Origin of the sequence: Paenibacillus taichungensis, from assembly GCF_050994985.1 — a bacterium.
Lineage (GTDB): Bacteria > Bacillota > Bacilli > Paenibacillales > Paenibacillaceae > Paenibacillus > Paenibacillus taichungensis.
Genome location: NZ_CP194720.1, coordinates 1,198,736 through 1,222,657, shown reverse-complemented (window position 1 = coordinate 1,222,657; position 23,922 = coordinate 1,198,736). Strand labels below are relative to the sequence as shown.

Genomic DNA, 23,922 nt, shown 5'->3' with positions numbered 1-23,922 from the left:
TTCACACTTTGACTTGGATGCATCATTCAATTAATTCTTGATCAAATCAAGGGTTTCGTCAAATAATTGCTTCTGGTCCTCAATCTTGTTTTCATTACCGATAACACAGCGCTGCTGCTGTTCCAATATGGCGGATACCACTTCCGCAAAACCTACAATGTCACTTTCTGTTGTGCTTAGCACTTCATCCCGTTCTTTCTGAAGATCGGCTTCGGTGACATTAGACAGGTAACATTCCAGAGAGAATGATCCTTCGCCATAAGGCGTTCTTGGTGTATCGAGGTCCTGGATGGCGCCAATGATATATCTCGTCATTTCCCGTGTATCTGCTTTGAAATCCTTCAGGTACTGCGGCATCTCTTCATATACTTTGTATGTTTTTTCGAGATTCGGGTCACGGTACGATGCTACATAACTGTCTCCGTTACGTCTGAAACCTGACATGCAGCCGTATGCTCCGCCTTTGGCTCTGATATTATTCCACAAGTAATCCAAAGATAGAATCCCCTGCAAGACACGCAGCGAGCCGGTGTACGAATACCCTTTATCGATAAAATTACCTGTTTGAACGACATATTGGACTTCAGATGGAGATCTGAATCCTTCTTTGTGATGCACAGGTGTAAATGCCTCTTTTTCTTTGGCAACGTCCTGGGTGAACAGCTTCGCTTTCAAATCGGATACCTGTTTCTCCAAGCCCGCATACCCCTGATCATCTGCAGTGTAACTTACAAGCAAGTTTTCCGGTCTGAAAATAAAGCTAGTCAACGATTGAAGGCTGGTCGACAGTTCTTCTTTTCTTGCCTCAAAGTTCGCTTGAAGCTCCTCAAGCCACTGGTAAAAGGTGATGCCGCTAACCGCTTCCCTGAAGTTTGCGACAGCCGAATGTTTAGAGGTAGAACGACCAATTCCCGCTGAATGCCCTCCGCTGATCAGATTGCGCTGCAAGTTGCCTTTCAACTGGGCAATAATTTCATATAAACGCTTCGAATCATCAAATTTGGACGTAAACACAATTTCTTTGATCATGTCAAAAGCAAATCCAAGTTTGTCATACAGTACTTTGGCGTTGAATTCATACGTAGCCTTGAAATCACGGTGCTCATGCGCGTTTGCATACGTACCGATGCCACTATGAATACCCCCGGAATGAATGTGAATTTCATTCGACAATTCATTAAATGAGAAATTCTGAGTGTCGACGTAACCGAGCACACTTTTCAGCAATCCAACATACGGCAGCAAACGCCGTGGGACTTCCTTAATATCGAACAACAGTCTCAGATAACCGATTCCATTCGTATAGATGTTATGGTGCAGTACCGTTGTACCTTCGACCTGATTTACCGTCTGATACAGCGTGGATGCTTTCGGTTCAATATCCTCTATCGACAACGTCGGAATCACCTGCTGTTGTTCCTTGGTTGACGGTGCATTCTGGTACTCGGCGAGAGCCTCGGTTCTCTGAATGAGCTGCTGAATCTCTTCCTGACTCAGTCCCGCCTGAACTGATTTCAGATGTGCTTTCAGTGCTTCCTCTTTGCGTGCGTTCAATCCTTTATCCGGCGTGACAGCAACGAAAGAAGTATGTGTATTTTTCAATAAATACGTATCAATCAACTTCTCAAAGTAACCCTCGGTCATCTTCGTTCTGAGCTCGACGAATACGTCATTTGCTTCCAAATGAGTAAATGGCGCATCGACATCATACAGCCAGCTTTGCAATGAGGAGAAACCGTAGATTAATCCTTTGGGCATTCTTCCATAATCCGCTTCGCGGTGGTTGAACTCATAGGAATTGATACCTGCGAGCAGCGCTTTTGGATCAAAACCTTCCTTCACCACACGCTCAAGCACCTCTTTTACCGTCCCCAGAAAATCTTCTTTGCTTGCCAGATTACTCTTCTTCAATCCAACGGTAAACACGGGCTGATACAGGCTGTCATCATACGTACCATACACATCTTTTGCAATGCCCTTATCCAGCAAAGCCTGCTTTAAAACCGCTCCTGGAGCGTTAAGCAGTGCATACAGCAAAATTTGAAACGAGATGTTTAATTCCTTGTCCAGACTTGTTCCAATAACCGCATTATAGGTCAAAAAGCTGTTATCCACTTCTGATTCGGTACTTCCGGCAGAATATGTCTTAATTGCGTCCACTCTTTGTCCGAATGCAGGCTGGAGCTGAATGGCAGAATCAATCTCAATTCGATCATACTCACTCAGATAGTTTTCATCTAACCACTGCAATTTCTCTTCCATATCCATATCCCCATACAAATAGATGAAGCTATTGGACGGATGATAATATCTGGAGTGGAAATCCAGCAAGCCTTGATAAGTCAGATCGGGAATGGCATCAGGAAATCCGCCTGATTCACAGGAATATGTAGTATCCGGGAAAAGTGAATTCAGGACTTCTCTGCGCACAATCCGTTCCGGGGAAGAAAACGCACCCTTCATCTCGTTATATACAACGCCGTTATAGGTTAGCTCATCTTCAGCTGAGGTCAGGTTGTAATTCCAACCCTCCTGCAAAAATATTTTTTCATTATCATAAATATTTGTGTGGAGTACCGCATCCAGATAAATATCCATCAGGTTATGGAAGTCATGATCATTCCGGCTTGCAATCGGATAAATCGTTTTATCTGGATATGTCATCGCATTCAGAAATGTATTAAGAGAACCCTTTAGCAATTCAACAAAGGAATCCTTAGCCGGAAATTTCTTGGAGCCACAAAGTACGGAATGCTCTAGAATGTGAGCTACACCTGTATTGTCTTCCGGAGGAGTACGGAAACCGATACTGAACACTTTATTATCATCCTGATTGGATAAGAGTACAATTTTGGCTCCGGATTTCTGATGTTCCAGGAGATACGCATCTGACTTCAACTCTTCGATTCTGCGTTCCTGCAGCACCTTATAGGGCTTAAGCTGTTTCAACATGGGTCGAGTCCTCCGTCCATTAAATTGTTTAGTTTGGTATGCAACCTTGAGTTCTTCAAGTTCAAAGTTAAAGGTAATTTATGCCTACGGATAGTATACACTATCGTTGCATGTCTTCCTAACGGGCAGCACCACAGATGTCATCTGATATGTATTATCGTTTTTTAATGTTTATGAACTGAATGGTACAGCAGAAAGTCATAAACATTAAAATTTTCAAACAAAAAAAGATCGCATGAACAACTTGTTTAACAAGTGTCATGCGATCTTTTCTTAGGATGCCGAGGACCGGGATCGAACCGGTACGGTAGTCACCTACCGCAGGATTTTAAGTCCTGTGCGTCTGCCAATTCCGCCACCCCGGCATGGGTATGTATTTCTTGGCGACAAGAAATATCTTACCATGAAATTTATAGCTTTGCAATACCTTAACATAAAATAATCCAAAAAAAATGAAACAGGCACTGCCAGCGTTAGCGAGCAGTGCCTAGAAAGTTCGAGTTGCGGTCCCGAACTTTCTTTAAACCATCTATATTAAGGGAGGTGTGAAATAAGAATACCTCCCCAACATTAAAGAAACCTAAAATCAGGCTTAAATTAAACTAAAAAAGAAGAATAGGTGCAATTCGGGCCGCCTCTTCCTCGCTGCATTCCACAACTACCAGGATATGCCCCTGTACCAGCCAATCTTCATAGTAATTAGCATCCTCTTCGGAGACACCTGCTTCGGTTAAGGTAAGCACCAGATCATCCGTCTCACTTCCAATCTCGTTGCCTGCAAGTTTGCGTACCGCTTTTCCAATAGCCATCGTCTGATCCATCCGCTTGCCCAGACTAGCCAGTACCCCTTTAAGCACGCCTAAAGCTCCATCTGTTCCTGCACCCTTCAGAGGCAGCGGCAAACCAGTTTTCTCACTTACCATTTCGAGATTGACCTGTTCTTTGGCTACCGCGCCCAAATATTTATCTGCTATGCCTTCCTCTTTCAATTTATTCAGCATGATAATGGCTTCGTGCTCCGTGCGTACAAGTCCGATCAGCAATTGTGTCATTATGCGTCCCCCTCCTTTTACCCTTATATAACCCCTGGCTGCTTCTTCAAAAACGGAAAACATGTAATAAGTCCTTACACCTATGTAAAATATAATTTCTGATCTGGAAATCTATACCTAGTTCTGATAGACTAGATAAAGAAGACAAATTAACCATTGAAATTATTGACATATCGAATTACTATTCCATAACCAGGAGCAATGACATATGAAAAAAGAGGTAGAAATTGCCATTCGGCGCAAACAACAAATTATTGTCCGTAATACAAGTGGGCAAACGGTAACTGGATTTCCGGAACGTACAGCCGATGCTTCCATTCTTTCCTTACGGACCGTCCACGGAAGCCTGTGGATTCCATTCGACGAAGTGGAACAAGTCACTCGTTTGTTAACTATCCGCTCTCATCATTTAAGTGGAATGCAGTTGTGTACGGCTGATCTGTAAACAGAGAACAAGTACTTCATGTATTTATACGTGAACTAGACGTGTTTATTTCGTCATTCATAAAATAAAACCAGACGCATCAACGTCTGGTTTTATTTTGCCTTTTACGGTATGCCACACTCTTTCAAAGCCCCAGGGCATATCTGTATCGATTACTTTCACATTCACAGCGTGTCGTTATTTCACCACAAACTTTACTCGAGTTCCATCCGGATATGTACTTAGTTGGTTTCCCACCCATGAGCCTGCACCACGATTATCTTTGGGACTAATATATTGGATATCCGCACCCGCTCCGCCTTCTGCACACATCGCCATAGGCCATTCATCCCGATCTTTCCCCTTCTTGACCGGAACACCTTTGAGAGATAAATCCCGATTACCTTCAGCTCCACTGCGATCAATGGTGCATACATCCGAATGTCCTGCCTTGATTGCTGTCTTGATATGATTGGCCGTTTCAGGATAGCGCTCTGCCGGGAATGTGATAGTATGATCTACACTCCCCTTGCTTCCCCCAAATTGGGACGGTATGTCCAGAGACCATTCTCCCCCAACCCATGCATAGAGAGCTACCATTAACATGGCCACCAGCGTCAATATCTGTTTTTTAAATCGTTGCCTGCCCTTGCTCTTTCTGCTTCTGCGTCTTTTACTCATGCTGTTTCTCCCCCATTCAACACTTGCATTATACCAGAACGCCAGTTCGCTAAACAATATAAAAAACATAAAAAAACAGCCGACACTTCACGGCTGTTCTGCATAAACTATCCCACGTTAGGAATCGCCTGTTGTCGAAGTAAAGGCAAGGTTACCTCAAACTTCGTTCCTTTTCCCTCGATACTCTCCACCGAAATTTGACCGTCCATCAATTCGAGCAACTCTTTGCAGATGGTGAGTCCAAGTCCGCTGCCGCCAAATTTGCGTGCATGAGAGATGTCTGTCTGCGTGAATGCTTCAAACAATTGATTGATTTTATTGTCCGCAATACCAATTCCGGTGTCTTGTACAGTGAATACCAGAATAACGGTATCTCCTCGCCGCTCCTCAACATCCATCTGTAATTGCACTTCACCTTGTTCCGTGAATTTAATGGCGTTACTGAGCAGGTTATCCAACACTTGTCGGAGACGCAGAGGATCACCCGTGAGTACATCAGGAGTAGTCAGATCCGCATGACAGAGCAAACGAATTTGTTTATTCTGCGCCGCAGGTTCATGCGTTTTAATAATCTGTTGAATCAGCTTCAGCGGCTGAAATTCAATTTGTTCCACTCTCATTTTCCCTCTGCCCAGCTTGGCCATATCAAGACTATTGTTGACAATGTTCAGAAGAGCCTCCCCTGACTGACGCGCAAGCTCCAGGTACTCTTTCTGCTCCTCACTGTTGTCACCCATGCCGACAAGTTCGATCATGCCCATAATCCCGTTCAGCGGTGTGCGAAGTTCATGGTTTAACTTCCCAATGAACTCCAGCTGTCCCCTACTGTTCATTTCTGTCAGCGAAGCTGCCATCCGCAACTGCTGCTCAGCATATTTCCGCTCTGAAATATCGTATTGAATCCCTACAAAAAACAAACATTCCCCTGAATCATCGAAAATAGGATCAATATTCAGTTCATTCCAGAATTTCTGTCCATGCTTCGTATAGTTCAGAATCTCCGTCTTGATTGACTGCTTCTTATTCAACGCTTCGCGGATATGCTGTACGGTTTCCGGGTCCGTATCCGGCCCTTGCAGGAACCGACAATTCTGTCCAATCGACTCTTCTGCACTATATCCGGTTAATTCACTAAAATATTCATTTACATACATTAGCGGAAAATCAGGCAAGGTGGCATCGACTACGGTCACGGAAGATTTAATTTTAGAGATAATAAATTCCCATTGTATAGCGAGTTGATTGTATTTAGTCATGCTTCCTCCTTCATCTCACCAAACTTTGTTGTATTCATACTCCTTATTCAGCTATCGATAACCCGATGGTATGTGATTATATAAAAACAATATAATTAATTGTAACATAGTTATTCAAGTCATGTGTTCCTTGGGTAATATCTGATAAATACATTCACAAATACTTATCATGTCATCAGGAGGGTCACTTATGAAATTCCTATTAATCGTCATTATTATTATTTTGCTTGTTTTCTTTTTCACAAGACGTAAACGTTAATTTTAATCCGGTCATGTAAATGAGGAAGGAAGATCGGGTATGCGAACCCTCTTTTTTATATTCATGACACTTTGTATCATTAATCTGTGCTTCCCGAAATTTGGCTGGTACTTGCGTTATGGCTGGATTTCCCGGGGAGAAGCTGAGCCCAGCAGACCATATATGGCGATGACCAGAATGACCAGTCTGTTGATGCTGCTTATCGCTTTTACGCTCGTTGTGGCTTGAATTATAGAAATCAGAATGGCAGCTGTCTCTTGGGACAGCTGCTTTTTGCTGCTTCAATGACGGGAAAATGACAACTTTGTTTGTGGTGCGTTTGCAACGATCCCCGTAATATATAATTATCGTTGTGGAAAGGACACCTTAGCATGAACATCGCATTTTATCCATATTGGGCTGCCAAAACGCTGCTTTCTCTCATTAATGTTATATATATCATGGTTATCACGACGTTTATTTACGGTCAGACCGGGTCTGTCCTTTACGCTGCGTTGTTTCCGTTCATTCAAATGTCAGCGCGTATCGTCGCAGGGTTTACTGCACCACTGCTTGTGAACCGTTTCGCATTCTCCAAGCTGATTATTAGCATTCCTTTAGCCAAAACTTTGATGATTACCGGAATCGCCATTGCATTTACCGATCTCACTGCACACATTCCTCTCCTGCTTGTGGGAACAGCGATCCTCTCGTTCCTGGATGGATGGGAATCTCCATTAATAAACACATTAACTCCACGATTGGTTCAAGGAGAAGATCTGGTGAAGGCGAATAGTTTTCTCTCGTTCTCTACTCAGACCGTGACGATCATTGGATATGCGATGACAGGATTCATCGTGATGCACTGGGGCGCTTCACAAACATTCTGGGCGGCTACAAGCTTATCCTGGGCTGTCCTGCTGCTAATGATTACGATCAGTTCACTTACCCACGATATTCAGGAGAAAGTCGAGAAATCCACTTCCAGATGGGATGTATTAAGGGAAGGTTGGCTTATTCTTTGGAAAAATCGGTCGTTGCGCCTGATAACGTTCATGGACCTGGTTGAAGGACTTGCTGGCTCCATCTGGATCGGCGCTATCACGCTTGCTTTTGTGAAAGAAGCTTTGGGCCAAGAGGAAGGTTGGTGGGGACTTATCAACTCCAGCTATTCTGCCGGCACCATTCTCGGGGGGATTTTGGCCATTGCCCTGGCCTCTCGTATACAGAAGCACCTGATCTCCAGTATGGCCATAGGTTCTCTTCTCTTCAGCTTGCTGACCATCGCATACGGTTTAAACAGTCTTCCTTGGCTTGCTCTGGTATTGTGTGTGCTTATGGGTCCTGTTTATCAGATCCGCGATATTGCACAGCAAACTGCTTTTCAGAGTAGTGTGCCCGTCGAATTTTTGTCCAAGGTATACGCAGCGCATGGGATTGTTCTATCCACTGCCATGAGCATATCTACGGTAGTCTTCGGTCTGATCGCTGACCAAATGGGGGTTCGGCTGGTGTATTTGATTGGCGGTGCCTTATTCATCATTTCCTCCCTTTGCTCTTTCCGGTTAAATCGAATAAAAGAGTAAATGATTGAATCAAAAAAAGACGAGCACACATCTGCTCGTCTCCGCTGCTTCCGAATATCATCGGAGCAGCCATTTTATTCTCAATCCAATCGGTAATCTGTCAACGGTTTGCCCTGTTTATAATACAACGCTGGTGACAGTATATTAAAGAAAATATGAACATCAGGCAAATCCGCTTCTTCCAAAATAACCTGCATTGAGGAAGCAATCCGATTATGAATCTCCTGATCACGTTGGAACATCAAGATCTCTACTGAAGCCGGAGAAGGAGTAAGGGCTTGTACGTCATGACGTTCTGCCTTCATTCTCTCCCGCGGAATATTGGTAATCAACGCAAATTGCTCCGTGATGCGGGGTACAACTTCCTCCAGTTGGGGTCCTGTGAATCCTTTAAAACGAATAAACGGCATTGCTATCCCTTCAATCTCTATTATTAGTCTCTTATGTGATTTTAAGCACATTGTTTTCGGTTGTCAAATCTCTTTCATCATATCATTTTTTTCATAGAAACTCAGAAAAGCCCCGCTGAAGTCTCAGCGGAGCATACACGTAACCAGGATCTCACTTTGTTCTACAGTGGCTTACAGCCAGAAAGATTTAGTGATGATTACGAGCAGGATGAAGAGTACGAGAATTGCGCTTGTGGAAGTCCATCCGCCAAATCCACCAACATTGCCGCCACAACCGTATCCAACTTGACTCATTTGATTGGCCTCCTTTAAATTTCAAGGTATGCCATAACATATGTCGATTCGAATAAGAATGACCGGGCTATACGGCAAGCTAACCGGCCCAATCATTGTGTATTCTGTCAGTTGAATGATGCCAAAGGAATGACTTGAATGTTCACATGATTTCCTGATACTTCACGATAGAGGTCTGCAGTATTTTGCTTCTCCAGGACAATCAAACGAGTACGCGTATCGTTTCTGGACGCCAAGACCACTTGACCATCCGGGGCAATGCAATAGGCGATTGGTATTGAAATTTCACTGTCACGATATGAACCGTCCGCATGACTGGTCCCCATAACAATGCATTGATTTTGTATCGCCATCCGCCGTGCTTCTTCAATCCACTCTATATACTGCTCTTCGCTGAACATTCCCACACCAATGGAATGCATAATGATATCCACTCTGCCAATATTCTCATTGCGAAATCCTTGCAGCACCAGTTCGTCACATAACAATGTGCTTATGGTCCAGTCCTGTTCCTTAACAACCTCAGCAGCGGTATACTTGGCTTTCTCCAATACAGTCTCCCCAGCTTTATTAATGATGATCGCACGGTCCTTGGGACGTTCATCCAACCTGCGATGACCTGACACAATCATCGTTCCATATACAGCCGCCAGGCGGCTAGCCTCTTCCACATTCTGATTCAAATAGCCCTCAGGAAAGAGTAACACATCCACTTCTGGATGTTGTTTCAATTCCGCTTCCAGCTGCAGCAATTGTTGTTCCAACCTGGGTTGTCCAATAATAATCTTCAACGTTTATCCCCCATTCATGAAAAAAACCGGTTCATACCTGCATCAGGTACGAAACCGGCTTAAAGGCTGCTGTACAGGCAGGAATCCTGCTCATCACACTTCGCTTCAAGAGTAATTGTCTTTGGAATAACGCTAATCTAACAATTACTTTTACAGTTTAAATGATATGTAGTTAGGAGTTTCTGTGTTCAATTCTATCATAAATCTCCTGCCCGTCATAACCTCGATCTGTAGCTATATCCTTAGTCAACAGTATAACATCAGCGGTCGCAGCTGAATTTGCACCCAGCACTCCCAGAACTGCCAATAATGGATAGAATAGAATGGTCAGAACCTTCTTCATATACTCATCTCCTCTTCCGTATACAGGAAATTTTTGTGTAATCATCCTAATAATACGATGAAGAGAAGTAAGTTTCAATCTTTATAGTCATTCGAAGCTTTCCAACAAATCCATCGCCTCTTCATGATCAGGTTCCAAAGCCAGTACTTTCCGCGTGTAAGCCAGTGTTTCTTCTTCCAGTTCAAGTTCATAACAACACACGGCCAAGTCATACAGCACCGCTGAGTCCTGTTTACTCGAATCAGCATCTAACGACAGCTCCAGAAACCGCTTGGCGTCCTCATACATGTACATCCCATATAACAACTGACCTGCAAGGAATGCCACATCTCCTAGCCGCTCCATTACATAATATGAAGACCACATGATGTGGATTCCAGACTGAATATCAAGCATTTCCTCATCGCTTGCATCCGGTAGAAGGTTCGAAATTCGGTTGGCACTATGAATCAAAAACTCAGCATCATATCCGCCCAGACGCCAGAACGGTATAATCTGCTTCAGTTCCATTCGCTCTACCTGATGATCCATCCATTCTTTCATACTAAAGAAATCATCGGGTCCAAAACGTTCAACAAATCGGTGATACGCCAGCCGTGTGTTCACGTACCCTAACGGTTCGTCCACCATCAACATACATCCAACGTTCAGATCCTTGTAATGATGTGTTGTAAAGCGAGTGTGGGCTCCTTGCCCTTCCAATACATATTGAATGGCATGATAATTCGCCGTTAAAGAAAAACTCCCATGAAGTACGAATTCAGGCGGCTCAGCAAACTTCCAGTTGTCCAGTCGATGGTCCCCTTTGTCCGCAGTAATCAACACATATCCCGACTCAGATAACTTGTTTAATCGTTCGAGACAGGACAGACCGATTGCCGGGAACATAATGTGCGAATCCTCCAACTCTTCCTTGTACAGAGCGATAAGCCCTTGATAGGGATAGTCTTCTGCACTGTACTCAGGTGCACGGCGGTATTCATAACTCAGTATCATGTTTTGCAGTAACTCGGCAGGCTCCGAATGAAGAGGAGATTTTGGAGATTGGACGAGTACGTCACACTCATATATCTCACCCTCACCGACATAAATTAATTCCTGTGGAATGCTGTCAAAAAAGTAATTGGCAATCAACAGCAAAGGTTGCTTCAGATCGCCTGGTCGAATAACTGTATCCGCCACTACCAGATCCAACTCAGTGTCCTGTATCGCGTCAAAACGTGCAAAATCCAGTATTCCTTGGTCAATAAAGGATTGCATAGACGGATGCTCTCTCCAGCCCAATACATTATCTTCGACCAGATCGGTCATTACATATCGAAAAGCAGGCAGCTCCACGCCTGCAAAATCTTTCAACTCTGTCAGTTTGAGCAGAATTTGGTGAGCCAAGCGGCCTACGCCCGCTCCAAGTTCCAGAATGATCACCGTCTCAGCCGTCTTTCCTTTGTTGGCGAGATCTTGAAGAAAACCAAAAATCATCTCTGCATACGCCGTTGCAATCATGGGGTTACTCGTAATATATTGCGGAACCTGATTCTCGGTCCAAGCGTGCAGTCCTTTCTGTTCATAGTATGCCCGCTGCCAGTCCCATACCGGAGCTTCACTGAAGCGGAATCGTTGTCCTTCGTTTTGCATCATTGGTTGAAAACCTGCTTTCCATTCATAATTTCATCGACTTTTTGGACTTACAATTCCATGCACTCATAGACCGTTCCCTTAATCTCTAACGCATTATATCATAAACGATGCCTGATCCAATGAAGTGCTAAACCGCACTCCTGTAAAATAGAAAAAACCTACCTTTCTCAAGGTAGGCCATATTCGTTAATACATTTATGCTTCATTTATAACGAACTGTTGGCAAGGGCGCTCAAAGTTTAGTCCGAATACAAGACTCCATCAAAGTTCTCTGGACCTACACGAATCGTACCCAGCAAGTTAGAGCTGACGAATGCAGTGTACGTCAATTGAGGTGTGACTGGTGGATTGAAATCATCCGCAGAGAACGTAATGATCTGAGGAGCCAGAATGCTCAAGCTGAACGTAGACGTTGCAGAATAGATGACAGGGTCCGTTGCCAAGGTTCCTCTGACAATCGTTATCGTTATTCCAACGAGGGCCAAGGGAAGTTGAACTGAAACGGTTCCTTTGAATTGCACCCTCGGATTAGCACCAATACCCGCGCTAGTTACAAGTCCAATCTGGCCAAATAATTGTGGCGTATTAGTAACAAGAATCGGTATTGCAATGGAGTTCGCCAAACTAGCATTCTGGGACGTTCTCGCATCAATAAATTGGCTCATGAAATCTACCTCCTATTGTTTGGAATATGATAGTATATGTGAGATTTCCTATATGGCATGGACAGACACTGATATTCTGAAAAAAGGGCACACTAAAAAGACACTGCCCGTATTGCTACGGCAGTGCCTCTATCGTTTATCTTTCAAATTTTGCAAAGTAGCGGCTTCAATCTGATTGAATATACTATCTTCAATTTTGGATATTCGTCATTTTAGAATAACTATTCAAGTTTATGCTCGTTTTTCTCCAATTTCTCTTTTAATAATCGAATCTCTTGTTTCAAACCTGAGATTTCCTCTCTTAAACCAGATCTTTTTATTGCCATAGAAAACACAGCATATAAAATCAGACCAACCAAACCAATGAAAATAAATATAGTTAAAATCCCTACAAAACTGACAGCACTAGCACCATTCATAACTTTAAGTTGTCACCACCTTTACAACATATATTTTAACAATGATACCATATATTTATGGTATCAGTTTCGTTTGCAAGTTCGTTCACATGAGCCTGTCAAAGAAAGCTCCGTAGCATTGTGCCAACAGAGCTTTCTTACCGTTGTTTATTTGAAATATTCTCATCATAACTTGGAATTCATCAACTTCCAAAATAAACGTCCAATTTTCCAGTGGGCGGTGTGGTTGCCATCCAAACTGCTGCCAAATTATCGGGAGCATACGTTGTAGCGGTGATATAATCACCAATTAATACTGTAGGTGTAGAGGAATTGCCATTAGGATTAAATGAAGTCGTCGTGAGTCTGCGATTTGCGAAGGTTGCTCCTCCGTCAAACGATTCAGCCACAAACACATCTAAAAGAAACCCGTCAATTTGATTGGAATAATAAATAACCCTTACAGTTCCTGTGAATGGCGATACGGTGATGGAGGGGAAGAAATTTTGTGACCCAGCAGGTGCTCCGGTAATGCTAACGGGATCTGACCATAGAAGCCCATCCGGTGAACTGCATAGGAAAATGTCGGTGTATCCATTCCGCGCATCATTCCATGTTGCATAGACTGTCCCACTAAAGGTTCCATTGGATATGTCAGCTCCCAAGCCCAGGTTCGTCTGAACTCGAAAAGCATAATTCGTGACAGGTAAGGGAGATGGTGCAGGCACAACAGAAGCGATCAACGTGGATTGTTGTTGAATAGGTGGCTGAAACGTAGCCCCTCCATCGTACGAGATGCGAAGTAAAGCGTACGGACTGTCCGGACCCGTAGTAATATAACCTGCATATACCTCACCTGTAAAACCTATAGCTATAGCACTTCTATCATGAAAACCTCTCGGGCTTGAAATTCGGCTTGGAGTCTGCCACGTTGTACCCTGATCTAATGATCTCTGCAAAAAAATGGACGATGCCAAGGTAGCGAGAGGTGTGTACCCCACATACGCGTTGCCCCGATAAGGACTTCCAGGTGTTCGATCCACTGCAATATACGGTTCATCATTATGAACGATAAGACCATATCCCCTGTTCACAAACACAGGAGGAGTCCAAGTCACCCCATCATCTAGGGACGTGTAACTAATAATTGTACCGTCATTATCACCGTTAAATATATGGACTGTCACTATGAACGTACTCGGAAATGTGTAATCAATGGTTGGTGCTTCGGCGCCAGCATATCCGGCAGGTTGCTGCAAAATTGTCGTTGTCCATGTCTGCCCAGTATCAATTGAACGGTAAAACCCAATGAGCGTAGGGCCTGTACTTGTATCTACTGCAACCGCACACATGATATTGGGAAGCAATTCGTTGGTAGCTATAGAAGGTTCGAACTGATTTCCACCAAGTGCTCCTGTAATATTTACAACGGGCAAACCACTCACCTCCAATTCGTAAGTTAAGGAATATTCGTAAATCGGTCAACCCATATCATTTCAGACTGTAAAACGCGTTGAATAATCTCACCCGTAGAATCAATGCCGTACACATGAATGATCGTACTCGTAGCACTAAAGTAGTCCGCTTGGACTTCATAAAAAGCTGCACCATTCAGAGCATAAATCAAGGTCCGAGAAGCTTGGGGTCCTAATTGAAATAAATCGTGCCCAATTGGAATTCTGGCATTCTGAGTAGTGTCCCACTTAAACGCTTCAATCTCGATATTCACAGGAATATTAAGTGAATCATTTAAACAAGTTACAAGAATCTGAGTAGCCATACTTGCACCTGTTGGTGAATTGTAAATCAATCCTGTAGAGTTTGGCAATCGAACCATCCCTCCTCTTTGAACCGCAAATTAACTACACTATTTGTACGCGCCTATCATTTAAAGTAGTACCGGTTCTTTGTTAAAGGAGAACACAATAAAAAAGCCTTGATAAAACAGCAAAGAATGATGATGATCACCATCGGGCTTTTGCAGGCTTGTTCCAGGCTCAGTTAGTATTTATTTTGAGTTTGTAACAATAGAAAAAAACCCTTGCTACGCAAGGGTTTTGAGAGAATGGGCCCTACAGGACTCGAACCTGTGACCAATCGGTTATGAGCCGACCGCTCTAACCAACTGAGCTTGGGGAAAGGTTAAATTACATATAATCCAGTTCACAACTCCCCGTTTCCACTGTTATTTTGGTCAGTGTATTTATCTCTATTTCAGATAGTTCGTTTACAAATCTGTTAGCAGAGAAAATCCTTGAGCTACGCATTACGGGTGCGGAACACATCGGTTTTATAGTGTTTATTAGGTTTTTTAAGCTTTCTTCTGTACATTCTATCACGTATTAAGTTCTACAAGTAGTTTTTAGATATTTTATGACGGTAGAATAATGGGTAGAGGTATATTCACTCAATCCAGTTTCCGTGTCCTGAAGCATATATCTGCTCAGTACGCGGACCAACTTTAAGGTTGAGGGCTTTGCTCATTAAAGGTGTTCTCTTAAAGACTCTCCCAGATCAGCGGTGTATCGGGTCAGACGGAGACTGATCTCAGTTCGCATTACATCACGTATCAGACCGAAACGCTCTTGGTGACCGCGACAATAGATCTTATTGTAAGTGATAAATTCATCCTGTGTATCCTCGACCACTTTAATATTCGGCTTCTTTAATTCTTGCCAGGGCCGGTAGACCTGCTGAGTACGTTGCCAGATAGCTCAATTTCCGCGCTATCGTCCGGCCCTTACAAAGCTGCCGCAGACTGCCGTTCCCACAGTTGTAGGTAAAGCTTACAAGCGTATCAAATTGGTTTTGATTAAGCTGTGCTATCACCGGCACATAGGACGGGTTATTGACATCTCCCTCATAATTTGCGAGATCCGCCACCAGCATGCTATCTGCCTTTTCTTGCGTGATGGTCATCCCTTCTCTTACATCTGGTCCATAGTGCCCCCATCCGATGGTGTAGTAGGTTTCTGTCGGTACCGGCTTATATGCTTTGAGTCTGCATCCCTCGAAAGACTTGATAAGATTTATTCCCACTTGCGAAATTTTACTGCCCATTACTCATCCCCCCCTTCTTGGTCTGTTTGACCAATTGATTACCATACACCGTTACGGCACCGAACAAGATGCCTTGCAGGACACTATCTGGGCTCAGACCTAGCATAAGGCAACAACCGAAATTAAGACCAGAGTTATAATATAGATAATTGTCCAGTCCGGCACACGTGGTGTCTGCTTCAGGATATACCCGATTACCCAGCAGACAGTAAGCACCAGCAATAATTCTGGTTTAATAAAACTTGATACAGCATTCCCTTCCATGATTTAGCCTCTGGTAAGTTTAATAGCTGCTATGATCGCAGCGATGACAACAGTTATGATTGATCTCCCGATAGTACGCCACAACCACCGCTGACCGTCCTCGATACGATCCAACCGGTGATGCGCGGATTTCGTAGATTGCATAGCTTCCCTCGCCAAATCGCGTGTTGTTTCAATGGTAATGGTCAGCGTACGTACACCTTCAATGTCTTTTCTCATTCGCGTGAGTTGTATTTGAATCTCTACAAGCTTATCCTCAGTAGCCACTCCTCCTCCTCCTCCCGGCATCCTCTTACCCCCTCTCAATTAGTCTCCCTGAAACGAAAAAACACGCCTGCAAGAGCGTGCATTATTCTCTATTTTGTTTTGGAAACACTTCGTTCAATTCCTGCATTAATAATGTCGCTACGACAAATTTACCATAGCTATTTGCGTGCCATATGAATTTATACATTTTCAGATTTTTATTTACTGGATCGTAAGACAGATTAACACCTGCACTATACTGAACATTAGAAGCAAGACTATTAACATTATCCAGTTCTGTAAACACTGGTTCTAATTCTGACTGAGTAACAATACGATTTCCGGAGGTATTATCTGATCAGACATAAACGTCTTCACCTTCGGGTGTAAGCATGATGTTTCCACCAGTCATAAATAAACTCTCTCCAGCACTAATTCGAACATCGTTTGATCCGCGTAGCATAATTTCTTTGGTCGCATCTGTAAAAGAGTTATACGCAGAATAAACCCCACTATCCACGAACTCAATCTTACGATCTTTAAGAATTCCTTGAATTCCCATATACAGGTTGGCACCAATCCGTGCGTTTCTTGTGACATTAATGTCCCTATCAGATGTGATGCTACCCCCAACAATTTGCTAACCATAGATATTGCCACCATAAAAGCTTGAAGCCTCTATTTTACCGGAGAATATGGCATTCCCTTCAGTATCCAAGAAAACAACATCGACCCACCCGGAACCTGTGCCGTCTCCCTTCTGAATCTTTATACCTTCAGTAGCGTTCATTACTGTCCTTGCCAACTTATCACTGCGGACTGCTTCAAAACCAACCTCCGGCCCAATCCGAGTCCCGTTGCAGATTTTGTCCTTAACAACAGTGGTCTTCCTCAGGCTGACAACAGCAGCCTTCAGCCAATGAAGGCGTTAGAAATGGTCACTTTGATGTTGATCCGCCGCCGCGGGCTGTAGGAATATCCAACAATACGCTGCTGTTCGTCAATGTCCAACTCAGGATCTCCTATCCCTACCGTATCGCCCCGCTCAAAATACTCCAGCACATCAATCTCGTAGGCGGTGACACGTTCACCAGACCGGACATCCACGTCCTTGACGAGTCCCTTCAAGTTCTCCCTAATTGAAACTGGACAGGCCTTATCGCCCCACGGCGGCCAGCAGCGATATACTATACCGATCAAACCGCAGTTCACCGCCCGATTGCGCCGCGATTTCCATCAGGATTTGCGGGCGCTAATATTTCCCTCTGACAGATCCACGGTGCCAACGTTGAAGCCAGTACCCTCCAGCACCATGACAAGCAGGTCAAACGGAGTGCCTGCATAGACAAATCCTGCTTCCCATTCAAAATTGAGCAGATCATAACTGTCCTGTTCACATTCCATAGCGACCATTGTTGATCCATCCCCAGTCCTAGTGCGACGGTGATGGACGATATTGAAAAGTTGATTCTCAAATTCGTCCAGATTACCATCCCTCAAGTATTCGCTTTTTCCGTCAGGATCTATCAGGGTGGTAAAACTCAATTTGTACTCACCGTTGATAGTCTCATCAACGGTGTCATTGTCATACCGTTCTATGACGGTCAACGGCTGGAACGATGGGTTCCTAATCGTGATAAAAGCAGCAGCACCTTCTTAGAAATGAAGAAGAGCCGCAGGAGGTATCCAGGAGCTCGCTTAGAATTATTCAGTTGTTGCGCAGTAGGGTCCAACTTCACATAAAATTAAATAACACTTAGAACATATTATTTTTAGTATACTTGTAATATAATTATTAACTTATCGATTAAAAGAAAAGAGGTTATTTTTGATGTCTTCTTCGTTAATATCAAATGAGAAAAATTACAACTACTCATTACAAATACTTCGAGGCATTGCGGCACTGATGGTAGTTATCTATCATGTCAAAGGGTATACTAACATAGTTGGAAATTACCCCAACAACTTATACAATTTCGTTCCACAGATTTTCGGGTTAGGAGCACCACTTTTCTTTTGTATATCAGGCTACGTTATGGCAATGTTGATCGAGAGCAATTACCCAAACTTTCTATATAAACGTTTCATGCGGATTTATCCCCCTTTCATAATTGCCTCAGTATTTGTAGTGTTTGCAAAAGCATTATTTTTAGGAAACGTATCATATAACAAATTAATTTATGCTCTGACTTTATTGCCATTAGGAGTAACACCAACCTACCCACTAAATATAGAGTGGACTATGATTTATGAAGTGTTTTTCTATATAGTGTGTTCTATATTCACACTGAAATTTTGTAAAAAGTTATTTCTACCTTTTTTAATTATTTGGGGAGTTGTAATTTTAATAGTACATAACATCTTCGGCATTCAGACAAGTGAGTTAACCACAATTAAACTAATACCTTTTTCAACGTATAATTATTTCTTTATAACAGGCGCAATTGTTTACTATATTCACAAATTTAAAAAAAGCAATTCAGTAAAAATAAATTTCACTATGATACTTTTATCCACGACCACCCTATTTAATTTCTATTATGTCGTGCTAAAGCACTCAATTTTGTTAATGAAATTTAATTTTTTAATTTTTGCAATTCTTTTTGGAATAATAGTCTATTTTGTTGTTAACTTACAAGTTAAGAAATCAAATCTGTATTCGCAATGTGGAGACTACTCTTATGGTATCTATCTAATGCATGCACAAGTTCTTTACATAGTTTTGACTATGTGGGGCAACCATTTTCCTATCAACGAATTAGCAAGTAGTTTTGCTTTAATCATTTCAATTATTATAAGCTGGAATTTCGGAAAATTTGAATATGCTCTTCATAAGAAACTAAAAAACATTAAATTAACCACATTTAAACGAAGTCAAATTATAAAAGCGATTTCAGTCTGTTTGTTGCTGTTCTCAGTGGTTGCTACTCAGTACATTTATAGTATGAAGCCCAAAGAGGCCGTAGTGCCTTTTGATTCTTCAAACAAATTAAACGACAATTTGAATGCAGGTTGGGTTGACACTCTATCAAATTTATATGTGGGAAAAAATCAAAATATTACGTTATCCGGGTGGGCGATCGATCCATTCCTGATAACACCAGCGTCCGAAGTTATAATGGTATCTGATCATAAAATAATCCCGACTCAGTTAATTTGGCATGAAAGAGCAGGTTTGTCTGACGTATTCAATACAGACTCTGTTTTAATGTCTGGATTCATATTGACCGCAAACTCAGACTATTTTAACAGTGATTCCATAAATATAATTGATCTTTATGCAGTAACCAAAGATAATAAATACATTCAATTGCAAGTAGAATCCCCAATAATCATAAATAAGAAATAGAACAATAGAAAAGAGACTATTCATAGTCTCTTTTCTATTACCTTTTACCGTATAGTCCAACTGCGCAATAAACATCGATGAAACACGTATTTTAGCATAATCCATCAATCAAATAATCTTTTGTAAAGATACTTCGAAAATTTCACTCCCGGGTTATCAACCAAACGGTAGTATGCATACGCACACACTACAAGAAAAATAAATGATATTCCAAATGAAATAGTGAAAGCAACCGAATAATTCACACTCTCTACGAGTCTAGTAAAAATAGGGGGGGCAACACTAAATAAAACTGGGATGTGAATTAAATATATTGAAAACGATATATTTCCTAAAAAAATAAATGGCAAAGAACTAAATGTCTTCTGGGCATTCTTCGAGTACAAGAAGAAAAGTACAATTAACACAGCAGCTAAAAAGTGATAAAAAAGATAGTAATCAACATTTAGAAGATTGAGGAAGGGAAATTTTAAGTGTTGATAAAATGTGCCGCTCAAAGCGTTTGTACTTTCTTGGTAAGGAAATGAACCAAAGACAAGGGCTAGTATTAATATGATAGATTTATTTAGAGTTGTATTGTACTTTTCAAAAGCAGAGTGATTAGATCTTAGATCTGAGAGTATCATTCCAAAGAGGAACTCTAGGTAATACGAGTTCCAGAATATAATTATTAATATGGTGTAGATAATCCAACGTTTTTTTACTAATCCGAAAATAGCCAGAAAGGAAAATACCAAGAAAGAACCAGTAAATTCATAATATATAGTCCAAAGGGCAACGTTATAATAATTGCTGTACGTCAGTGTGAAAAAACTCTGGAATGTATTTTGAAAGGCTTCACCAAAACTAGGAGTAAAATTATAGTAACCACCAAGCCATGCTGACAACGAAATTTTTGACATATCAAGGTTACCAAACATATGGAATTTCATAAGCAGGTAAGCGAGCATGATAGAAACTGCAGCAGGTAAATACAATCTTGGAAATCTTCTCACGGATGAGGAAACAAGGGTCCTTGTATCTTTAATTTTAAAAAATGAATTACTCAAGACAAACCCACTAAGAACAAAGAATATACAGACAGCAAAATTTCCATTATAAACTATATTAAATATAGTCTTTGATAGAAATAGATCATAACGACTATGACTTACTGCTGGATCTCCAAGTTGAGACGCTGGGTAAAACATAAACATCGTGTGGCTAAAAACTACCATTAAAGCAGCGACCCCACGTAATCCATCTAAGTGATTTATTCTTTTCATTTCATCCGGCCTCTCACACTTGCATAATAGATTATTACCTACCAATTTTCTGAAATAGTTACTAAAAACTATGTCAAAATAAAGTTTATCAAATACACATTTTTTCTTCCACTAAAATTTATAAAGCTCTAAACTCCTAAAGTATTTCATAGAACCCAGAAATATCAATAATAGAACCATTCGCAGCAGGATACGTATTGTCATAGAAGCGAACTTGCGCATTGATGCTTAATCCAATTTCTACTGTTACTACCTTTCCAGTTAAAGTTCCTTACCGTTCCCTGCTCCTCTCAGCGGAGTATAAGGTAGTGATACTGTCAATGCTCCAGCCCCAGTACCGTTAGTCCCCGATGTTGCAGCAACAGCCGGAGTATATGTTCGAACCCCTTCTAAATCCCTGCTATTCACTCCAATTTGTGTAGTCGTGTTGGTTCGATGCACGTCTCCGACAACAAACCCTTTAACAAATTTTCCAGTAATTTTTTTTCGTTGGTGCACCTGTTCCGAAATCAAATTCGGAAATGGCATAATTATAATTATTTAGTCGCTTGGTTGTAATGAAATGCTGCTTTGGGTCTTCTATGCAATGCTCATCACCGTAGGCCAGAAACCGTCGAACTGTGCACCGGATGCAATCTGTTAGTTCTACCGTACCGAACACCTTGCCGGTGCCACTCTTGATGATTCCGATTGTTCCGCGCTTATTCGTCCGGCTACCTCTTATCTCCCATGTCTTTTGACCAGTTAAAATGAGATCAGCCCACTTTGGTTTAATAATCAAACCGTCCATGCTAAAAAATTCCTTTCTGAACATCATCTTCGAACTGCGCATTAACCGTAACCCACCTTTTCGCCATCAATAAATCGTTATAAGTCACTGAAAAAGTGTTCAGATGAATCAAACTGGCTTTTCCCAATCCTCACGGCAATAGCGTCTGCAAACTCATTATCCGTAGTGTCGATTCCTTGGGCATTCATCCAGTCATACAGTGCAGTTAAAAGCTCCTTTTCTCTACGCTTTACTTTCATGTATTACTCAAAAGTGTTGATAATTCCCTTAGTAACTTTCAACCTTATTCCTCCACAGTTTGCGTCTACTGTGCAGCATTCTAAGCAATCACGTACTGCGTATCAACCCCAGTGTCCGTTGCGCTTCAAAATATCAATAACTTCGTCAGTATTGATAACCAAATACGTATTCCGCGGTATCTTCGATTGCTTCCGCTATATGACCAAGAGCAACCTTTTCTTCGTGTGTAAGCAAATCAATGTCTTCTGCCTTGAAAACAGAAAACTTAAATGCCATTCCCTCAGTGTTTACCTCTTCAACGCTCGGTTGGAAACGTTCTTTAAAGAGATTGTTGTCCCATATTTCCTTTTTCCACTGCCTTGAATTAACTGGAGATAATCAATGACGATAAAGCCAAGACCGTGATTTTCCTTCAACCTGCGGTATCTTGTCCGGATCTCCTGCACAGTGATCACACCCGGGTCAGCGATGAAAATATTCGCATCACCGAGAATCGAAGCAGCTGCATAAAATTTAGCCCAGTCATGTGCCTTCATTTCTCCGGTACGAATTGCATTGGCATCCGGGTTAACTTCCGCGCTCACCATGCGCTGTCCAAAGGATTCATCTTACACTTCAAGACTGAATATCGCTACGGTTTCCCCGGTTTTAACAGCCACATTTTGAGCAATATTCACTGCAAACGCAGTTTTCCCAACAGAAGGATGGGCTGCAACGATAATCAATTCACCCTTGTGTAGCCCTGCCGTAATACCGTCAAAATCCCTATATCCGGTGTAAAGCCCTGATGTGATACCATTCTTGACATTCTCGCATCTTTCTTCAGTGGATTCGATCACCTTGAACAACACTTTTTTGATAGGCGTGAAGTCTTCATCTAAGGAAGCCTGATTCGATAATGCAGCCGAGTCATTTAGCATACTATTTACAACCATTCCGGCATCGTCACTCTCATAAGCAAGCTCGATCTGCTGCTCTGTTGCGTGAATGGCCTGTCTTAAGGTGTATTTGTCCTCAAGAACGCCGATATAGAATCCAACGTTTACAGCGGTCAGCTCCTCATGAGCAAGCTTCAGCAGATAACTTGTACCGCCGATCTTCTCCGATTGCGTCATGCTGTGAAGTTAACTCGAAAGCGAAGGAAGCTCTATCGGGCTGTCAGCTTTATATAGTGCCATGATTGCCTTGAAAATCTGACGATGTGCCGGATTGTAGAAAGCCTCTGGGGGAAGTGCTGATGCCATATCTACAGCATCTCGCGTCTTGTACATAAGGATTGCACCGAGTACTGTTGCATCTGCGGCTGGGCTATTCGGCTGTTCGCGTAATTCCAAGGTTTGCATAAAACGTCTCCTTCCATCCTGCAGGCACAGCACTACATCGGCACGTCCTGTGTCTCTTTGTGCCAAGTATGCGGCCGTTTCTTCCTTCTGCTACTCTATTTCCCGCTGATCGCCTATCTTGCCGCGAATCTGACTGATTTTTGGTGGAAAGGAATTGGTCTGAATGTGCCTACGAACGTTTTCAGCGGCTACGTCAAACGGGAAATCCTTCAGGTGATCATAAAGCCGTTCTATCTAGGCATCGCTGGTGTCGATTTGGTGTGTATATTTTTTTTGAAGCTTAAGCAGCAAGTCAATAACTTGCGCTCTCTTCAAGTTTCCTTGCCTCCTCTGCTTTAGCCCGCAGTTCCGCAAGCTTATCCTGCTTGCTGTTTCGGGGTGAAGTTGGCTTATTGCGTTTCGGCGTACTAGCGGCATTGCCATTCCCCAAGCTTCCTATATCCCTGGAAGGTAATAAGAAAAGCTGTTAGTCTGCTGAAAATCATCGCCCTCACGTTCCTGCTTTGCCTTATACAGGCTTGTCATAGTAGTGAGGGGTAAAGGTTACCGGCATCCCCCGGCGACCATCTTACCCATGGCTAAGCGTTCCGTTTGAGTTACATGAAAGTCGATTTTCTTATGCAACTTGCAGTAAGCG

Annotated in this window: 29 protein-coding genes, 2 tRNA genes and 1 pseudogene; 5 read left to right on the top strand and 27 right to left on the bottom strand. The window is 42.4% G+C overall.

Translation table 11 applies throughout. The features are described 5' to 3' along the window. Window positions 1-30: 30 nt before the first annotated feature. The 3 genes from ACR1R9_RS05615 to ACR1R9_RS05605 all read right to left on the bottom strand — a co-directional run bounded on the left by ACR1R9_RS05615 (window position 31) and on the right by ACR1R9_RS05605 (window position 4,004). Entirely contained in the window at window positions 31-2,952 is a 2,922-nt protein-coding gene (locus tag ACR1R9_RS05615) for an insulinase family protein (protein ID WP_433921541.1), read from the bottom strand. A gap of 279 nt (window positions 2,953-3,231) precedes the next feature. After that, window positions 3,232-3,317 (bottom strand) — tRNA-Leu (locus ACR1R9_RS05610). A gap of 237 nt (window positions 3,318-3,554) precedes the next feature. After that, window positions 3,555-4,004: a hypothetical protein gene (locus ACR1R9_RS05605; protein WP_433921542.1), complete on the bottom strand. Its 450-nt coding sequence runs from the start codon at window positions 4,002-4,004 to the stop codon at window positions 3,555-3,557. A gap of 208 nt (window positions 4,005-4,212) precedes the next feature. Here ACR1R9_RS05605 and ACR1R9_RS05600 point away from each other — a divergent pair, with 208 nt between their 5' ends. Next, a complete protein-coding gene (locus ACR1R9_RS05600) occupies window positions 4,213-4,449 on the top strand; it encodes a hypothetical protein (protein WP_099858489.1) in 237 nt (78 codons plus the stop codon). 177 nt (window positions 4,450-4,626) lie between these two features. Here ACR1R9_RS05600 and ACR1R9_RS05595 read toward each other — a convergent pair whose 3' ends face one another. Together ACR1R9_RS05595 and ACR1R9_RS05590 are read right to left on the bottom strand one after the other, a co-directional pair. Continuing rightward, a complete protein-coding gene (locus tag ACR1R9_RS05595; protein WP_083678812.1) occupies window positions 4,627-5,109 on the bottom strand; it encodes a NucA/NucB deoxyribonuclease domain-containing protein in 483 nt (160 codons plus the stop codon). Window positions 5,110-5,216: 107 nt separating this feature from the next. Then, window positions 5,217-6,365 (bottom strand): ATP-binding protein, encoded by a 1,149-nt coding sequence (locus ACR1R9_RS05590; RefSeq protein WP_433921543.1) that lies wholly within the window; start codon window positions 6,363-6,365, stop codon window positions 5,217-5,219. A 298-nt stretch (window positions 6,366-6,663) separates the two neighbouring features. On the opposite strand from ACR1R9_RS05590, the gene ACR1R9_RS05585 reads away from it, so the two are divergent. Both ACR1R9_RS05585 and ACR1R9_RS05580 read left to right on the top strand, forming a co-directional pair. Then, complete coding sequence (locus ACR1R9_RS05585) at window positions 6,664-6,852, top strand: DUF6199 family natural product biosynthesis protein (protein ID WP_053784205.1); 189 nt, start codon at window positions 6,664-6,666, stop codon at window positions 6,850-6,852. Window positions 6,853-6,995: 143 nt separating this feature from the next. After that, complete coding sequence (locus tag ACR1R9_RS05580; RefSeq protein WP_076288158.1) at window positions 6,996-8,189, top strand: MFS transporter; 1,194 nt, start codon at window positions 6,996-6,998, stop codon at window positions 8,187-8,189. Between the two features lie 80 nt (window positions 8,190-8,269). Here the strand turns inward: ACR1R9_RS05580 and ACR1R9_RS05575 are convergent, their stop codons facing one another. The 16 genes from ACR1R9_RS05575 to ACR1R9_RS05500 all read right to left on the bottom strand — a co-directional run bounded on the left by ACR1R9_RS05575 (window position 8,270) and on the right by ACR1R9_RS05500 (window position 17,906). Beyond that, on the bottom strand, window positions 8,270-8,599 hold the full coding sequence (locus ACR1R9_RS05575; protein ID WP_063567881.1) for a DUF1904 family protein: 330 nt from the start codon (window positions 8,597-8,599) through the stop codon (window positions 8,270-8,272). A gap of 171 nt (window positions 8,600-8,770) precedes the next feature. Continuing rightward, complete coding sequence (locus tag ACR1R9_RS05570; RefSeq protein ID WP_083678795.1) at window positions 8,771-8,893, bottom strand: sporulation protein YjcZ; 123 nt, start codon at window positions 8,891-8,893, stop codon at window positions 8,771-8,773. Between the two features lie 107 nt (window positions 8,894-9,000). After that, window positions 9,001-9,684 carry a hypothetical protein gene (locus ACR1R9_RS05565; RefSeq protein ID WP_433921544.1) on the bottom strand — a complete coding sequence of 228 codons (684 nt, stop codon included), beginning with the start codon at window positions 9,682-9,684 and terminating at the stop codon, window positions 9,001-9,003. Between the two features lie 172 nt (window positions 9,685-9,856). Further along, window positions 9,857-10,027 carry a hypothetical protein gene (locus tag ACR1R9_RS05560; RefSeq protein ID WP_433921545.1) on the bottom strand — a complete coding sequence of 57 codons (171 nt, stop codon included), beginning with the start codon at window positions 10,025-10,027 and terminating at the stop codon, window positions 9,857-9,859. Between the two features lie 87 nt (window positions 10,028-10,114). After that, on the bottom strand, window positions 10,115-11,665 hold the full coding sequence (locus tag ACR1R9_RS05555) for a tetratricopeptide repeat protein (protein WP_433921546.1): 1,551 nt from the start codon (window positions 11,663-11,665) through the stop codon (window positions 10,115-10,117). 239 nt (window positions 11,666-11,904) lie between these two features. Continuing rightward, entirely contained in the window at window positions 11,905-12,330 is a 426-nt protein-coding gene (locus tag ACR1R9_RS05550; protein WP_076288156.1) for a hypothetical protein, read from the bottom strand. 221 nt (window positions 12,331-12,551) lie between these two features. Then, window positions 12,552-12,749 (bottom strand): hypothetical protein, encoded by a 198-nt coding sequence (locus ACR1R9_RS05545; protein WP_076288155.1) that lies wholly within the window; start codon window positions 12,747-12,749, stop codon window positions 12,552-12,554. A 182-nt stretch (window positions 12,750-12,931) separates the two neighbouring features. Beyond that, a complete protein-coding gene (locus tag ACR1R9_RS05540) occupies window positions 12,932-14,164 on the bottom strand; it encodes a sialidase family protein (RefSeq protein WP_076288154.1) in 1,233 nt (410 codons plus the stop codon). 23 nt (window positions 14,165-14,187) lie between these two features. Next, the gene (locus ACR1R9_RS05535) at window positions 14,188-14,556 is read right to left on the bottom strand and encodes a hypothetical protein (protein ID WP_076288153.1); all 369 of its coding nucleotides are present in this window, start codon (window positions 14,554-14,556) and stop codon (window positions 14,188-14,190) included. 238 nt (window positions 14,557-14,794) lie between these two features. Beyond that, window positions 14,795-14,860: transfer RNA gene (locus tag ACR1R9_RS05530), tRNA-Met, on the bottom strand. A gap of 517 nt (window positions 14,861-15,377) precedes the next feature. Beyond that, complete coding sequence (locus ACR1R9_RS05525; RefSeq protein ID WP_433921548.1) at window positions 15,378-15,788, bottom strand: lysozyme; 411 nt, start codon at window positions 15,786-15,788, stop codon at window positions 15,378-15,380. Between the two features lie 267 nt (window positions 15,789-16,055). Continuing rightward, window positions 16,056-16,319 carry a hemolysin XhlA family protein gene (locus tag ACR1R9_RS05520; protein WP_433921549.1) on the bottom strand — a complete coding sequence of 88 codons (264 nt, stop codon included), beginning with the start codon at window positions 16,317-16,319 and terminating at the stop codon, window positions 16,056-16,058. A 337-nt stretch (window positions 16,320-16,656) separates the two neighbouring features. Beyond that, a complete protein-coding gene (locus ACR1R9_RS05515; RefSeq protein ID WP_433921550.1) occupies window positions 16,657-16,860 on the bottom strand; it encodes a hypothetical protein in 204 nt (67 codons plus the stop codon). Between the two features lie 78 nt (window positions 16,861-16,938). Then, the gene (locus ACR1R9_RS05510) at window positions 16,939-17,103 is read right to left on the bottom strand and encodes a hypothetical protein (RefSeq protein WP_433948804.1); all 165 of its coding nucleotides are present in this window, start codon (window positions 17,101-17,103) and stop codon (window positions 16,939-16,941) included. Window positions 17,104-17,210: 107 nt separating this feature from the next. Further along, window positions 17,211-17,426 carry a hypothetical protein gene (locus tag ACR1R9_RS05505; protein WP_433956422.1) on the bottom strand — a complete coding sequence of 72 codons (216 nt, stop codon included), beginning with the start codon at window positions 17,424-17,426 and terminating at the stop codon, window positions 17,211-17,213. 108 nt (window positions 17,427-17,534) lie between these two features. After that, a complete protein-coding gene (locus ACR1R9_RS05500) occupies window positions 17,535-17,906 on the bottom strand; it encodes a hypothetical protein (protein ID WP_433921553.1) in 372 nt (123 codons plus the stop codon). 223 nt (window positions 17,907-18,129) lie between these two features. Here ACR1R9_RS05500 and ACR1R9_RS05495 point away from each other — a divergent pair, with 223 nt between their 5' ends. After that, window positions 18,130-19,647, top strand: coding sequence for an acyltransferase family protein (locus tag ACR1R9_RS05495; protein WP_433921554.1), 1,518 nt, complete (start codon window positions 18,130-18,132; stop codon window positions 19,645-19,647). A gap of 104 nt (window positions 19,648-19,751) precedes the next feature. Here ACR1R9_RS05495 and ACR1R9_RS05490 read toward each other — a convergent pair whose 3' ends face one another. The 6 genes and pseudogenes from ACR1R9_RS05490 to ACR1R9_RS05465 all read right to left on the bottom strand — a co-directional run bounded on the left by ACR1R9_RS05490 (window position 19,752) and on the right by ACR1R9_RS05465 (window position 23,285). Next, window positions 19,752-20,912: an acyltransferase family protein gene (locus ACR1R9_RS05490; protein ID WP_433921555.1), complete on the bottom strand. Its 1,161-nt coding sequence runs from the start codon at window positions 20,910-20,912 to the stop codon at window positions 19,752-19,754. Between the two features lie 460 nt (window positions 20,913-21,372). Next, complete coding sequence (locus ACR1R9_RS05485; RefSeq protein ID WP_433921556.1) at window positions 21,373-21,744, bottom strand: ASCH domain-containing protein; 372 nt, start codon at window positions 21,742-21,744, stop codon at window positions 21,373-21,375. Window positions 21,745-21,779: 35 nt separating this feature from the next. Then, window positions 21,780-21,941, bottom strand: coding sequence for a hypothetical protein (locus ACR1R9_RS05480; RefSeq protein WP_433921557.1), 162 nt, complete (start codon window positions 21,939-21,941; stop codon window positions 21,780-21,782). A gap of 145 nt (window positions 21,942-22,086) precedes the next feature. Next, window positions 22,087-22,218 (bottom strand): hypothetical protein, encoded by a 132-nt coding sequence (locus ACR1R9_RS05475; RefSeq protein WP_433921558.1) that lies wholly within the window; start codon window positions 22,216-22,218, stop codon window positions 22,087-22,089. Between the two features lie 11 nt (window positions 22,219-22,229). Further along, window positions 22,230-22,862 (bottom strand): annotated as a pseudogene (locus ACR1R9_RS05470) (DnaB-like helicase C-terminal domain-containing protein). A gap of 204 nt (window positions 22,863-23,066) precedes the next feature. Beyond that, window positions 23,067-23,285 carry a DnaB-like helicase N-terminal domain-containing protein gene (locus tag ACR1R9_RS05465; RefSeq protein ID WP_433921559.1) on the bottom strand — a complete coding sequence of 73 codons (219 nt, stop codon included), beginning with the start codon at window positions 23,283-23,285 and terminating at the stop codon, window positions 23,067-23,069. Between ACR1R9_RS05465 and ACR1R9_RS05460 the strand changes: the two genes are divergently transcribed. Beyond that, complete coding sequence (locus tag ACR1R9_RS05460; RefSeq protein WP_433921560.1) at window positions 23,280-23,624, top strand: hypothetical protein; 345 nt, start codon at window positions 23,280-23,282, stop codon at window positions 23,622-23,624. The genes ACR1R9_RS05465 and ACR1R9_RS05460 overlap by 6 nt on opposite strands. Window positions 23,625-23,922: the final 298 nt, after the last annotated feature.

What these genes read in the sequence shown, in the direction of transcription:
- ACR1R9_RS05575 (WP_063567881.1), bottom strand. Translation starts at nt 8,599, where the DNA reads ATGCCGTTTATTCGTTTTAAAGGATTCACAGGACCCCAACTGGAGGAA.
- ACR1R9_RS05485 (WP_433921556.1), bottom strand. Translation starts at nt 21,744, where the DNA reads ATGCGCAGTTCGAAGATGATGTTCAGAAAGGAATTTTTTAGCATGGAC.
- ACR1R9_RS05570 (WP_083678795.1), bottom strand. Translation starts at nt 8,893, where the DNA reads ATGAGTCAAGTTGGATACGGTTGTGGCGGCAATGTTGGTGGATTTGGC.
- ACR1R9_RS05475 (WP_433921558.1), bottom strand. Translation starts at nt 22,218, where the DNA reads ATGGCATTTAAGTTTTCTGTTTTCAAGGCAGAAGACATTGATTTGCTT.
- ACR1R9_RS05480 (WP_433921557.1), bottom strand. Translation starts at nt 21,941, where the DNA reads ATGAAAGTAAAGCGTAGAGAAAAGGAGCTTTTAACTGCACTGTATGAC.
- ACR1R9_RS05615 (WP_433921541.1), bottom strand. Translation starts at nt 2,952, where the DNA reads ATGTTGAAACAGCTTAAGCCCTATAAGGTGCTGCAGGAACGCAGAATC.
- ACR1R9_RS05600 (WP_099858489.1), top strand. Translation starts at nt 4,213, where the DNA reads ATGAAAAAAGAGGTAGAAATTGCCATTCGGCGCAAACAACAAATTATT.
- ACR1R9_RS05580 (WP_076288158.1), top strand. Translation starts at nt 6,996, where the DNA reads ATGAACATCGCATTTTATCCATATTGGGCTGCCAAAACGCTGCTTTCT.
- ACR1R9_RS05585 (WP_053784205.1), top strand. Translation starts at nt 6,664, where the DNA reads ATGCGAACCCTCTTTTTTATATTCATGACACTTTGTATCATTAATCTG.
- ACR1R9_RS05560 (WP_433921545.1), bottom strand. Translation starts at nt 10,027, where the DNA reads ATGAAGAAGGTTCTGACCATTCTATTCTATCCATTATTGGCAGTTCTG.
- ACR1R9_RS05555 (WP_433921546.1), bottom strand. Translation starts at nt 11,665, where the DNA reads ATGATGCAAAACGAAGGACAACGATTCCGCTTCAGTGAAGCTCCGGTA.
- ACR1R9_RS05490 (WP_433921555.1), bottom strand. Translation starts at nt 20,912, where the DNA reads ATGAAAAGAATAAATCACTTAGATGGATTACGTGGGGTCGCTGCTTTA.
- ACR1R9_RS05495 (WP_433921554.1), top strand. Translation starts at nt 18,130, where the DNA reads ATGTCTTCTTCGTTAATATCAAATGAGAAAAATTACAACTACTCATTA.
- ACR1R9_RS05590 (WP_433921543.1), bottom strand. Translation starts at nt 6,365, where the DNA reads ATGACTAAATACAATCAACTCGCTATACAATGGGAATTTATTATCTCT.
- ACR1R9_RS05515 (WP_433921550.1), bottom strand. Translation starts at nt 16,860, where the DNA reads ATGGGAATTCAAGGAATTCTTAAAGATCGTAAGATTGAGTTCGTGGAT.
- ACR1R9_RS05545 (WP_076288155.1), bottom strand. Translation starts at nt 12,749, where the DNA reads ATGAATGGTGCTAGTGCTGTCAGTTTTGTAGGGATTTTAACTATATTT.
- ACR1R9_RS05605 (WP_433921542.1), bottom strand. Translation starts at nt 4,004, where the DNA reads ATGACACAATTGCTGATCGGACTTGTACGCACGGAGCACGAAGCCATT.
- ACR1R9_RS05525 (WP_433921548.1), bottom strand. Translation starts at nt 15,788, where the DNA reads ATGGGCAGTAAAATTTCGCAAGTGGGAATAAATCTTATCAAGTCTTTC.
- ACR1R9_RS05595 (WP_083678812.1), bottom strand. Translation starts at nt 5,109, where the DNA reads ATGAGTAAAAGACGCAGAAGCAGAAAGAGCAAGGGCAGGCAACGATTT.
- ACR1R9_RS05550 (WP_076288156.1), bottom strand. Translation starts at nt 12,330, where the DNA reads ATGAGCCAATTTATTGATGCGAGAACGTCCCAGAATGCTAGTTTGGCG.
- ACR1R9_RS05465 (WP_433921559.1), bottom strand. Translation starts at nt 23,285, where the DNA reads ATGCAAACCTTGGAATTACGCGAACAGCCGAATAGCCCAGCCGCAGAT.